Raw genomic sequence first — 12,784 nt, 5'->3', positions numbered from 1 at the left:
TGATGGGATACTCATCTAATGCCCTTGACCACCGGAGCGTCGTCCACCGCGCACGCCGAGACCGCCAGCGCGGTCGTCGATGCCGCGGCGACGGATCTGGTTGCGCTATCACATGACATCCATTCCGAACCCGAACTGGCGTTTCAGGAGGTTCGCAGTGCCCTGAAGACCCAGCGGCTGCTCGCCGAGCGCGGTTTTGAGATCGTCACCGGTCAAGGCGGTATGGATACCGCCTTCCGGGCCACTTATGGCCATGGTCCACTGGTCATCGGAGTTTGCGCCGAGTATGACGCGCTACCCGGGATCGGCCACGCCTGCGGGCACAACATCATCGCGGCCTCTGCCGTGGGCACCGGTCTGGGGCTGGCCGAAGTCGCCGATGCCCTCGGACTCACCGTGGTGGTCATCGGTACACCGGCCGAGGAATTCGGCGGCGGTAAGGCGCTTCTACTCAAGGCGGGCGCCTTTGACGATGTCGCGGCTGCGGTGATGCTGCATCCCGGGCCCATCGACATCGCCGGCGCCCGATCGCTTGCGCTGACCGATGTGATGGTGACCTACCACGGCAAGGAGTCACACGCCGCGGTGGCGCCTCAACTCGGCATCAACGCCGCCGATGCGGTCACCGTCGCTCAGGTCTCGATCGGTCTGTTGCGTCAGCACCTCTCACCCGGACAGCTGATCCACGGCATCGTCACCGAGGGCGGCGAGGCGGCCAACATCATTCCGGGCCGAGCCGCGATGCAGTACACGATGCGTGCCGTCGAAACTGCTTCCCTGCGCGAGCTGGAGGAAAAGGTCTATGCCTGCTTCGCGGCGGGCGCCATGGCGACCGGTTGCAGTCATGAACTCGTCGAATCCTCGCCCCCGTATCTGGAGCTGACACCGGATCCGTGGCTGGTGGCGGTGTTCCGCGAGGAGATGGAATCCTTCGGCCGTACGCCGGTGCCGGCCGAGTTCGAGGCCACGGTGCCGCTGGGCAGCACCGATATGGGCAACGTCACGCAGGTGTTGCCCGGCATTCACCCGGTTATCGGCATCGATTCGGGTGGGGCGGTTATTCATCAGCCCGATTTCGAAAAGGCAGCCAGGGAGCCGGGTGCCGACCGGGCTGTGGTCGAGGGAGCGAAGATGTTGGCGCGCACCGTGATACGGCTGGCCGAGGATGAATCCGAGCGGTCCAGGGTGCTGGATCGGCTGGCACGCAGGACGGTGAAGGTATGAGCGAGTCCCTGTCAGCGGTAGCCGAGCAGTGGCTCGCCGAGAACACCGACGCGCTGGTCCGGTGGCGCCGGCACATCCACGAACATCCTGAGTTGGCGCGCCAGGAGCATGCCACCACCGAATATGTGGCCGCGCGGTTGGCTGAGGCCGGTCTCAATCCGAAGGTCTTGCCCGGTGGTACCGGTGTCACCTGCGACTTCGGGCCTGAGGACGGGCCCCGGGTGGCCCTGCGGGCTGACATGGATGCCCTGCCGATGCAGGAGCGAACCGGTGCGGCGTATTCGTCGACGGTGCCGAATGTCGCGCATGCCTGTGGGCACGACGCGCACACCGCGATCCTGCTGGGCGCTGCCATGGCGCTCAATTCGGCGCCGTCGCTGCCGTCGGGGGTGCGCCTGATCTTCCAGCCCGCCGAAGAGGTCATGCCCGGCGGCGCCATCGACGTGGTGGCCGCCGGCGCGATGGCGGGCGTCACGAGAATCTTTGCCTTGCATTGTGATCCACGCCTAGAGGTGGGCAAGGTGGCGATCCGGGCAGGAGCCATCACGTCGGCCGCGGACACCGTCGAGATCACCCTGCATTCCCCGGGCGGGCACACCTCTCGGCCGCATCTGACAGCCGACCTGGTGTACGGGCTCGGCACCGTCATCACGGGATTGCCGGGGGTGTTGAGCCGCCGGATCGACCCCAGGGCGGGCACCGTCATGGTGTGGGGTGCGGTCAACGCAGGCCAGGCCGCCAATGCGATTCCGCAGATCGGCTCATTGGCGGGCACGGTGCGTACCGGTAGCCGTGATGTGTGGATCACGCTGGAGGACACTGTCCGCGATGTGATCGCCGGGCTGCTGGCGCCGCTGCGCATCGACTACACCCTCAACTATCGGCGTGGTGTTCCGCCCGTCATCAACGAGGCCGAATCCACTCATATTTTCGTGCGGGCGATTCAGGACATCGGGCTGGACGCACTCGCCGAGACCACGCAGTCCGGTGGAGGCGAGGACTTTTCCTGGTATCTGGAGGAGGTGCCGGGCGCGATGGCGCGGCTGGGGGTGTGGTCGGGATCCGGCCCGCAGCTCGATATCCACCAGCCCAACTTCGATATCGACGAACGCGCCCTGGGGGTGGGGGTGCGGACACTGGTCAATCTCGTCGAGCAGAGCGCGATCCAGAACCCGGTCTAGCTGGTTCCCGGGCCGATATTACGGGAGGCGCGGGTGCGCAATCCGTGCACGTAATCCTCTGGGGCGCCTGCGATTTCCGCGGCGTCGGCCATTACGCCCAGATACCGGGCGGACGGCAGGCCACCCTCGTAGGCGTTGACGACGTACAGCCAGGCAAGTACCGGGTCGGTGGTGGTGTCGGATGATTCCCGGTCGATCCGGCAACGAATCTTGGTGTGGATACCGAGTTCGGAACCCTCCCAGCGGTCGAGGTTCTTCTCGTCAGCGCTGGTCATGTCGTAGAGCACCACGAAGACCTTCGAATGGGGGTCTTGCACCACGGTGGCCAATGCACCCTCCCAGCCGATGTCCTCCCCGCCGAAGGTCAGCCGCCAGCCGTGCAGCCAGCCCGTGCCGGCCATCGGGGAGTGCGGCGCGCGCTGCAACATCTGCTCGGGATGCATGTTGGAGCCATAGGCGGCGTAGAGCGGCACGGGGGCAACTCTAGTGGTCGTCGATCCGAGGCGATGAGCCACTCGGGCTAAGAACCTGCTCTCGGGATGGCGAGCCGGGGCCTGGGAGTGCTTGTAGGTTATTTGCGTGGCTACGCGCATCGTGATCATTGGCGGAGGACCAGCGGGATACGAGGCGGCACTCGTGGCCGCGGCTCATGAGCGAAGCACCACCGAGGTGACGGTGATCGACTCGGACGGGATCGGTGGCGCGTGCGTGCTGTTCGACTGCGTGCCGTCCAAGACGTTCATCGCCTCGACGGGTGTGCGCACCGACCTGCGGCGCGCGCCCAACCTGGGCTTTGACATCGATGTGGAGCACGCCAAGATTTCGCTGCCGCAGATCCACAGTCGCGTCAAGCGCCTCGCCTCCGAGCAGTCCGCGGATATCGCCGAGCGGCTGCGCAGCGCCGGGGTACACCTGATCGCCGGGCGCGCGGAACTGGTCGATCACGTGGTCGGGATGGCATTTCACCGGGTCAAGGCAACCGCGCCGGATGGCACCAGCACCATCCTGGAGGCCGATGTGGTGCTCATCGCCACAGGTGCCAGTCCACGTGTGTTGCCCCACGCCCGCCCCGATGGTGAGCGCATTCTCACCTGGCGCCAGCTCTACGACCTGGATGAACTGCCCGAACATCTCATCGTGGTGGGCTCGGGTGTCACGGGCGCCGAGTTCGTGCACGCCTACACCGAGCTTGGGGTTCAGGTCACCGTCGTGGCCAGCCGCGATCGCGTGTTGCCGCACGAGGACGAGGATGCTGCCCTGGTCCTGGAAGACACGCTGGCCGAGCGCGGTGTGACGCTCGTCAAGAACGCCCGGGCCGACTCGGTTGCGAGAACGGACACCGGCGTGCGGGTCTCCATGGCCGACGGCCGGGTGGTCGACGGCAGCCATGTGCTGATGACGGTCGGATCCATTCCGAACACCGCGGGCCTGGGCCTGGAGCGGGTGGGCATCACGCTCGGCCCCGGCGGTTATCTCACCGTCGATCGGGTGTCGCGCACCTCGGTGGCCGGAATCTACGCCGCGGGTGACTGCACGGGGCTGCTGCCGCTGGCATCGGTCGCTGCCATGCAGGGCCGCATCGCCATGTATCACGCGCTCGGCGACGCGGTCCAGCCCATTAGGTTGAAAACCGTTGCTGCCGCAGTATTTACCCGTCCGGAGATCGCCGCCGTGGGAGTCTCCCAGGCCGCCATCGACAACGGCGACGTGCCCGCCCGCACGGTCACTCTTCCGCTGCACACCAACCCGCGGGCCAAGATGTCGGGCCTGCGGCGCGGTTTCGTGAAGATCTTCTGCCGCCCGGCCACCGGTGTGGTGATCGGCGGGGTGGTGGTGGCCGCGAATGCCTCCGAGCTGATCCTGCCCATCGCCATCGCGGTGCAGAATCTGCTTTCGGTGAATGACCTCGCGCAGACCCTGTCGGTCTATCCGTCCTTGTCGGGATCGGTGACGGAGGCGGCGCGCCAGCTGATCGCCCACGACGACCTGGACTGACCTTCGGCGATTTGCGCCACAGCGGCGTGCATCACTGACGGGAGCGCTACCGGGCCGGTAACGTGGCTGTCTGGAAGGAACTCCGGGGCCCCGATAGAGGGCGTGGAAGGGAGTAGTCGTGAGTGACGCAACCAGCCCGTCGGGATCGAGTGGACCCACATATACGTTTCTTGGGCCCGAAGCTCGTTCACTGAATTGGGAGCGCCTGGGATCCGAGCAGTTCGATGTGATCGTCATCGGCGGCGGTGTCGTGGGTGCCGGTTCGGCGCTGGACGCGGCGACCCGTGGCCTCAAGGTCGCGCTGGTAGAGGCTCGCGACTTTGCGTCGGGAACCTCGAGCCGCTCGTCGAAGATGTTCCACGGCGGGCTGCGCTACCTGGAGCAGCTCGAATTCGGATTGGTGCAGGAGGCGTTGCGCGAGCGGGAGCTGTCCCTCTCGACGCTGGCACCGCACCTGGTCAAGCCGCTGCCGTTCCTGTTCCCGTTGACCAGCAGGTGGTGGGAGCGGCCGTACGTGGCGGCGGGTATTTTCCTGTACGACCAGATGGGTGGTGCGAAATCTGTTCCTGCCCAAAAGCATCTGACCCGTGCGGGCGCGCTGCGGCTGGCACCGGGGCTCAAGCGGAATTCACTCATCGGCGGGATCCGGTATTACGACACGGTGGTCGACGACGCCCGTCACACCATGACCGTGGCACGTACGGCCGCCCACTATGGCGCGGTGGTGCGCGCCTCCACACAGGTGGTCTCGCTGCTGCGTGAGGGTGACCGTGTCACCGGTGTGCTGGTCCGGGATACGGAGAGCGGCGCCGAAACCGAGGTTCGCGGGCATGTCGTCATCAATGCGACCGGAGTATGGACCGATGAGATCCAGGCGCTGTCCAAGACACGAGGGCGTTTCCGGGTCACGGCATCCAAGGGCGTGCATATCGTGGTGCCGCGCGACAGAATCGTCAGCGAGGTCGCGATCATCCTGCGTACCGAGAAATCCGTGCTGTTCGTGATTCCGTGGGGCAACCACTGGATCATCGGAACCACCGACACCGAGTGGAATCTGGACCTGGCACATCCCGCTGCCACCAAGGTGGACATCGACTACATCCTGGACCATGTGAACACCGTGCTGGCAACACCGTTGACGCACAACGATATCGACGGGGTGTACGCAGGGCTGCGGCCACTGCTGGCGGGCGAGAACGACGACACGTCCAAGCTGTCTCGCGAGCACGCGGTCGCCGTGGCGGCTCCTGGCCTGGTGGCCATCGCGGGCGGCAAGTACACCACGTATCGAGTGATGGCGTCCGATGCCGTAGACATGGCAAGCGAATTCGTGCCGGCACGGGTGGCTCCCTCCATCACGGAGAAGGTGCCGCTGCTGGGTGCCGACGGATACTTCGCGCTGATCAACCAGACCGAGCATGTGGGGGAGACCTACGGTCTGCATCCCTACCGCGTGCGGCATCTACTGGACCGGTACGGTTCGTTGATCGGCGAGGTGCTTGCCTGTGCGGGCACGGACCACAGCCTGCTGCAACCGATTACCAAGGCGCCCATGTATTTGAAGGTTGAGGCGCGCTATGCGGTGGCGGCAGAGGGCGCTCTGCACCTGGAGGACATTCTGGCCAGGCGCATGCGTATCGCCATCGAATACCCGCATCGCGGCGTCGATTGTGCCCAGGAAGTCGCCGAGCTGGTGGCACCCGTGCTGGGGTGGTCGGCAGAGGACATCGTGCGTGAGGTGGATACGTATCGGGCGCGGGTCGATGCCGAAGTGCGCTCACAGCGTCAGCCTGACGACGCCTCGGCGGACGCGCTGCGAGTAGCCGCGCCCGAAGCTCGGTCGTTCATCGTCGAGCCGGTGACCGAAACAGGTACCGTGCTCTCGCCCGCCACCAAGTAGGTCGCGTGAGCCCCAGACGCAGGGCTCCTGAGCCACCGCTACCGGTGCGAGACGGTTTGGGGCCGGTGCGAATACGGCTTCACGACGGCGGACGAGTGGTTGACGAGCTGGTGGCCCGATTCGGTCCGGCCGCCGTCGATCAGGTGGACCGCGGCGAGGTGGTCGATTCCGCGGGTATGCGCGTCACCGCCGGCACCCGGCTGCCCGCCGGTGCGGTGGTGTACACGTATCGCGAACCGGCCGAAGAGATTTCCGTACCTTTTGCCATCGATGTATTGCATTGGGACGAGAATGTCCTGGTGGTCGACAAGCCGCATTTTCTTGCCACCATGCCGCGTGGGCGCCACGTGACCGAGACGGCGCTGGTGCGGTTGCGCAAGATGCTGGATCTGCCGGAGCTGGCACCCGCGCATCGGCTGGACCGTCTCACCGCGGGCGTGCTGCTGTTCACCGTGCGCCGCGACGCGCGCGCGGCGTATCACTCGTTGTTCGCGCAGCGGCAAGTCGTGAAAATCTATGAGGCGTTGGCCCCGGTCAAGCCCGGACTATCCCTGCCGCTGACGGTGCGCAGCAGGATCGTCAAGCGGCGCAGCATTCTTCAGGCAGTGGAGGAACCGGGGCCGGCGAACGCCGAGACGCGCGTCGAGCTGGTGGACCGCCATCACGCGGTGGGCAGATATCGCCTGACTCCTAGCACCGGCCAAACACATCAATTGCGCGTGCACATGAACAGCATGGGTGTCCCGATACTCAACGACCCGCTTTATCCGGATGTCGTCGAGGTGCCGCCCGATGACTTCACGCGTCCCCTGCAGCTGTTGGCGCGCACCTTGGCGTTCCGGGACCCGTTGAATGGCAAGGACGTTAGGTACGAGTCCGGCCGGGCGCTAGGGCAGTGACAGGTCCGCGTTGTTCGAGTTCGGCCACTCGTGCCCGTAGCCGCTCGATTTCGGCGGTGAGCTCGGCCTCGCGGGCGGCGGCTTTGTCCTGATAGGCCTTGCCGAGTTCGCTGAGGTACTGCTGGTCGTACCGGGGAATGATGCTGCGGGAGCAGTTCCAGTCAAATGCCTCCACCCCCACTTCGATCTCGCGGCGCTCACCCTCGTGCACACTGCCACGGCCGAAGACCTTGAGGCGCTGCTTGCGCGGGTAGTCGACGAAGAACATCGCCAGCCGATCGTCTGTCGAGAGGTTCCCCAGTGTCACGAATTGGTTGTTGCCCGGCAGGTCCACGAACCGCAGGGTGTTGCCGCCGAGGTGGCGCACGAAGCCGGCCGGCCCACTGCGATATTGCAGGTACGGCCAGCCTGTCGGGGTCACCGTGCCTAGACAGAACTGTGTTGCGTCGGCGATCATCCGTAGTTCCCGCGCGCTCAGCTCGTCCGGACCGTCGTCGGGCCGCTCCAGATGCGTACCGTAGGCGACGTAGCTGCCATTGACCCGTTGCCGCTCGATCGCGTCGGGGCCGAAAGCAAGGTGGTGGTAATGGTTGTTGATCACGGATACACCGCAATCTCGATGAGATTTCCGTCGGGATCGCGGCAGTAATGAGAGGTCATCTCGCCCAGCGCGCCGATCTTGGTTACCGGGCCCTGCTCGATCGGGACTCCGCACGCCTCGAGATGCGCGCGTACTTGGGCGGGTGCGGCACCGGTGATGAAACACAGGTCGTCAGAGCCGGCCGCCGCCGCGACGCCGGTGAACCACTCGTCCTGTGTTGCCGCGATGGGCCGCAGGTTGATCTTTTGCATGCCGAACGTGAGGGCGGTACGTGCCGCGGGGCCGAAGGTTTCCCGGGACATGCCAAGGACCCGCTCGTACCAGGCCGCGGTGATATCGACATCCCTGCAGTTGATCACGATGTGGTCGAAGCGGGTCACCTGCAACGCCGCTGTCTGCTCTTCGCGCGGCCCGTTCATCGGCGAATCCTTAATCCTCTCGGCGTCCGGGCGAATCCGGCCTCCATCAGTGCCGCGACGACCGCGGAATCGCCGATATCGAAGACCGATCTGCCGTCGATTCTTTCGATCACCAGACCATCGAGTCCGCCGTCGCGCACCAACTCCATGGTGCCCAATGCCGCGGCGTGTAGCACCGTGGGGTCGATCACGAAGCTCAGCAGCGACTTACCGCCCCGCTCGATGTAGAGGGCGAGGTCGCCGTCGACAAGCACCGCAAGAGCCCCTGCTTTCCTGCCCGGACGGTGACCGGACTCGGATGTCGCCCGCGGCCACACCAGTGCCGCGCCATAGGGATTGGCCGGATCGGTCGCGGCCAGCACTGTTGCCCGATACGGCTTGCGTGCGTCATCAACGGGATCGAGGTACTCACGAAGCCTGTCGACGGTGGCGGGAGAGGCGAACTGCGCGCCGCCCAGCGATTCGACGAAATAGCCGCGGCGACAGCGCCCGTTGTCCTCGAATGTCGAAAGAACCTTGTACAGCCAGGCGAAGCCGCCCGCGACACTCTCGGCGACGACGCTACCCTTGGTCACCACGCCGTATCTGCCCAACAGCAGCTCGGCCTGTATGTGTGAACGTTCGGTACCGCCGGTGAGCCTCTCGGGAAGCATCGACCAGCGTCCGGCGACTGCGGGATCAACGGGCGCCGCGGTGGTGATCGGGGTGTAGGCGCGCAGCCTCGGTGCTCGCCGGTTTCGGTGCGCGGTGCGCGATGTGGTGCTGGTGCCCAGCAGCGCCCGCACCGGTGCGAAGGTATCTCCGGTCACTTGCCCGGCCCACACCAAGTCCCATAGCGCTGCTCTCGTAGCATCCGAACCGAACTGGCGGAAGAAGTACCCGCCGCCCGCAGTGAGGCAGTTCAGGATCGCTCGATGGGCGTCATCGAGTATCACCGTTTCGGCAGCGGCTAGCGTGGCGGGCGCAACGCCACTCGGGTGCAGCGCGATCCAGCCATCCTGTGCCGAGATGGAGCCCTGTCCCGACCACACCGCTTCGCCCGAGGCCAGCAGCTCGTCGAGCATCTGGGGTGAGTAGTCACGGATGCGTCGTGCCAGGATCAGCGGCTCCCACGCCGACGCGGGAATCGGCACGCCGGCGAGCTGCTCGATCACGGTGGCCACTCCGTCGATGCCCCGCAGATTCGAATCCAGGTACTGCCAATCGGGCAGGAACCGCGCGAACGCCGAGGTGCTGACCGGCTCCACCTGTGCGCGCAGCGCGGCCAGGGACCGCCTGCGCAGAATACGAAGCACCTCCGCATCGCACCACTGCTCGGAATCTGTCGCATCAGAGGTGAATTCACCGCGCACCAGCTGGCCGCGCGCCGCCATTGCCGAGAGCGTGTCCGCGGCCACGCGCACCCCCAGGCCGAAACGTTGCGCGGCCTCTCCGGTGGTGAACGGGCCATGCGTTCGGGCGTATCGACTCAGCAGTTCTGCTAACGGATCGGTGGCCGCGTCGGTGAATGCCGCCGGCACACCGGGAGGCACCGGGACCCCGAGCGCGTCACGTAAACGCGCCACGTCCTCCACTGCCGCCCACCAGCTGCGTTGTCCGTAGCTTGTCCCGACCACCCTCCGCGCGGAGACGAGCTCATCCAGCCAGGCGGCTCCGGGCCCGGCGCAGCGCTGTGCGATCTCTTCGGCGGTCAGGGGGCCGAGTAGCCGGAACAGATCGGCCAGGGCTTCGGCGTCGCGGGCCTTGCGCTCTTCGGCGAGGTGCTGCAGTTGGCGTTCGGTGGCGTCGATGACCGCCGGGTCGAGCAGCTCACGCAGTTCCACGCGGCCCATGAGCTCGGCCAGCAGATTGGTGTCCAGCGAGAGGGCCGCCGCACGGCGCTCGGCCAGCGGACGATCCTCGTCGTACATGAACCCGCCGATGTAGCTGAATAATTGGGCGGCAGCGAAGGGTGAGGGCGTGTCGGTCTGTACCTCGACGATCCGGATTCTCCGTTGCTCGATACCCGACATCAATCGCACCAGGGTGCTGATGTCGTACACGTCTTGCAGGCATTCGCGCAATGCCTCCAGGACCATCGGGAAATCGGAATGTTTACGCGCGACGTCCAGCAGTTGGGCGGCCCGCTGCCGCTGCTGCCACAGCGGCGATCGGCGTCCGGGTGTGCGGCGGGGCAGCAGCAGGGCGCGCGCCGCGCATTCGCGGAACCGTGCGGCGAACAATGCCGACCCGCCGACCTCCCGTGTCACGATCGACTCGATCTCCGCGGCGTCGAAGACGAAAAGATCTGCCCCGGGTGGGCTGTCATCGGTATCGGGCAGACGCACCACGATGCCGTCGTCGGTGGCGGTGGGTGACTCGCTGACGCCGTAGCGCTGCTGGAGCCGGTCAGAGATCGCCAGCGCCAGCGGGCCGTTGACCCGTAGCCCATAGGGGCAGTGCAGCACGATGCGCCAGTCGCCAAGCTCGTCGCGGAACCGCTCGACGATCAGCGTGGTATCGGTGGGGACGGCGCCCGTCGACCGCAGCTGATCGGTCAATAGCGTACGTAGGTTACCCGTCGCAAAGTCGTCGAATCCCATCGCGGCGCAGCGCTTGTCAAACTCGGCATCGCGCGCGGAGGCCAGCTCACCGGTGAGTTGGCCCAGCGCGATGCCGAGCTCGGCGGGGCGTCCTACCGAGTCGCCGCGCCAGAAGGGCAGTCGGCCCGGCTGGCCGAATGCCGGGACCACCACCACCCGCTCATGCGTGATCTCGGTAATACGCCAGCTGGTCGCGCCCAGCGAAATCACGTCTCCTGGCCGTGATTCGTAAACCATTTCCTCGTCGAGTTCGCCTACCCGCGAAGGCTTCTCGCCCTCGGCGCCCGCATACATATATACCGTGAACAAACCGCGATCGGGTATCGCACCTCCGGAGGTGACTGCCAGCCGTTGCGCGCCGGGCCGTCCGGTGAGTGTTCCTTCGTCTCTGTCGTATACGACGCGCGGTCGTAACTCGGCGAAATCGGTAGAGGGGTACTTGCCGCTGAGTAGGTCGAGAACCGCATCAAATGCGCTGCGCGGTAAGGAGGTGAAGGGGGCGCTTCGTCTGACCACATCGAACCACTTCTCGACATCCATGGATTCGAGAGCACACGCTGCCACCGTGTGCTGGGCCAGGATGTCGAGCGGGTTGGCGGGCACCTGCAGCGTCTCGATATCGCCGTCGAGCATGCGTCGCACGGTGACCGCGCAGCCCAACAAATCGGTGCGGTGCTTGGGGAACAGCACACCCCGAGACACCTCGCCCACCTGGTGCCCGGCGCGGCCGATCCGCTGCAGTCCACTGGCCACCGACGGCGGCGCCTCCACTTGCACCACCAGATCCACGGCGCCCATATCGATCCCGAGTTCCAGGCTGCTGGTGGCCACCACGCATTTGAGCCGCCCGGTCTTCAGATCATCTTCGATGTCGGCGCGCTGTTCCTTGCTTACCGAGCCGTGATGTGCCCTCGCCAGCAAGGGAGCCGCGCCGTAGGTCTGGCCACTGCCCATGATGTGCGCCGGCGGCCCTCCCGGTACGTCGGGATTGGGCATGGGAGTGAGGTCGAGGCCGAGCCGCTCAGCGTGAATCTCATTGAACCGGGCGGTAAGCCGCTCAGCGAGGCGGCGTGAGTTGGCGAAGACGATGCTCGACCGGTGCGCCTCGATGAGATCGACGATGCGTTGCTCGACATGAGGCCACAGGGAGGTCGCGCCGCCCCGAGTCGAATCAGGGCTGGCTTCCGGCTCCGGAAAACTTTCCGGAGCACTCATATCGGAGACGGGCACGACGACCGACAGATCGAAGGTCTTGGGGCTCGCCGGAGCGACAACAGTGGCGGGGGCGCGGCCGGACAGAAACCGCGCGACTTCTGCGGCGGGCTTCACCGTCGCCGAAAGGCCAATTCGTTGTGCCGGCTGAGAAAGCCGTTCGTCCAGGCGCTCCAGTGAGAGCGCCAGATGCGCCCCCCGCTTGGTGCCGGCCACCGCGTGCACCTCGTCGACAATGACGGTCCGCACCGTGTCCAGGGTCTCGCGTGCGGCGGAGGTCAGCATCAAGTAGAGCGACTCGGGTGTGGTGATGAGAATGTCCGGGGGTGAGGAGATCAACGTGCGGCGGCGCTGCGCGGGCGTATCGCCGGATCGCACGCCGATAGTGATGGCTGGTTCGGGGAGGCCCATCCGTGCCGCGGTGCGGGCAATGCCGGCCAGCGGGGCGCGCAGGTTCCGCTCGACGTCAACGGCAAGTGCCTTGAGCGGCGACACGTACAGGACCCTGGACCCGCGAAGTCGGCGAGATTCAGCCGCAGCCTCGGCCTCCTTCTCCTGCACCAGGGTGTCGATGGCCCACAGGAATGCCGCGAGGGTCTTGCCGGACCCGGTGGGCGCGATGACGAGGGTGTTATCGCCGTTGGCGATGGACTGCCACGCGCCGGACTGTGCCCGCGTGGGCGTCGGGAATGATTCGGTGAACCATTCCCGGGTGGGCGCCGAGAACCGGGCGAGTGGACCGGGCTCGCTGCTCATCAGGTCATCGTGCCA

General features: G+C 66.1%; 9 protein-coding genes. 5 read left to right on the top strand and 4 right to left on the bottom strand.

The window, feature by feature from the left end:
- Positions 1–18 precede the first annotated feature (18 nt).
- On the top strand, positions 19–1,224 hold the full coding sequence (locus MAB_RS18550) for a M20 family metallopeptidase (protein WP_005088379.1): 1,206 nt from the start codon (positions 19–21) through the stop codon (positions 1,222–1,224).
- Entirely contained in the window at positions 1,221–2,405 is a 1,185-nt protein-coding gene (locus tag MAB_RS18545) for a M20 family metallopeptidase (RefSeq protein WP_005080747.1), read from the top strand. The genes MAB_RS18550 and MAB_RS18545 overlap by 4 nt, the downstream gene beginning before the upstream one ends.
- On the opposite strand, the gene MAB_RS18540 is transcribed toward MAB_RS18545, so the two are convergent.
- A complete protein-coding gene (locus tag MAB_RS18540; RefSeq protein WP_005056145.1) occupies positions 2,402–2,878 on the bottom strand; it encodes a gamma-glutamylcyclotransferase family protein in 477 nt (158 codons plus the stop codon). The genes MAB_RS18545 and MAB_RS18540 overlap by 4 nt on opposite strands.
- Positions 2,879–2,984: 106 nt before the next feature.
- Here MAB_RS18540 and MAB_RS18535 point away from each other — a divergent pair, with 106 nt between their 5' ends.
- The 3 genes from MAB_RS18535 to MAB_RS18525 all read left to right on the top strand — a co-directional run bounded on the left by MAB_RS18535 (position 2,985) and on the right by MAB_RS18525 (position 7,199).
- On the top strand, positions 2,985–4,400 hold the full coding sequence (locus tag MAB_RS18535) for an NAD(P)H-quinone dehydrogenase (protein ID WP_005080749.1): 1,416 nt from the start codon (positions 2,985–2,987) through the stop codon (positions 4,398–4,400).
- 118 nt (positions 4,401–4,518) lie between these two features.
- Positions 4,519–6,300, top strand: coding sequence for a glycerol-3-phosphate dehydrogenase/oxidase (locus tag MAB_RS18530; protein ID WP_005080751.1), 1,782 nt, complete (start codon positions 4,519–4,521; stop codon positions 6,298–6,300).
- Positions 6,301–6,344: 44 nt separating this feature from the next.
- Entirely contained in the window at positions 6,345–7,199 is an 855-nt protein-coding gene (locus MAB_RS18525) for a pseudouridine synthase (RefSeq protein ID WP_005130360.1), read from the top strand.
- On the opposite strand, the gene MAB_RS18520 is transcribed toward MAB_RS18525, so the two are convergent.
- The 3 genes from MAB_RS18520 to MAB_RS18510 are packed head-to-tail and all read right to left on the bottom strand — an operon-like array spanning position 7,165 to position 12,769.
- The gene (locus MAB_RS18520; RefSeq protein WP_005080755.1) at positions 7,165–7,800 is read right to left on the bottom strand and encodes a pyridoxamine 5'-phosphate oxidase family protein; all 636 of its coding nucleotides are present in this window, start codon (positions 7,798–7,800) and stop codon (positions 7,165–7,167) included. The genes MAB_RS18525 and MAB_RS18520 overlap by 35 nt on opposite strands.
- Positions 7,797–8,219 (bottom strand): VOC family protein, encoded by a 423-nt coding sequence (locus MAB_RS18515; protein ID WP_005080756.1) that lies wholly within the window; start codon positions 8,217–8,219, stop codon positions 7,797–7,799. Before MAB_RS18515 ends, MAB_RS18520 begins: the two co-directional genes overlap by 4 nt.
- On the bottom strand, positions 8,216–12,769 hold the full coding sequence (locus MAB_RS18510; RefSeq protein ID WP_005111955.1) for an ATP-dependent helicase: 4,554 nt from the start codon (positions 12,767–12,769) through the stop codon (positions 8,216–8,218). The genes MAB_RS18515 and MAB_RS18510 overlap by 4 nt, the downstream gene beginning before the upstream one ends.
- Between the last annotated feature and the right edge of the window lie 15 nt (positions 12,770–12,784).

Source organism: Mycobacteroides abscessus ATCC 19977, assembly GCF_000069185.1.
Taxonomy (GTDB): domain Bacteria; phylum Actinomycetota; class Actinomycetes; order Mycobacteriales; family Mycobacteriaceae; genus Mycobacterium; species Mycobacterium abscessus.
The sequence above is the reverse complement of the archived record's forward strand: the minus strand, read 5'-3'. Positions and strand labels throughout refer to the sequence as shown.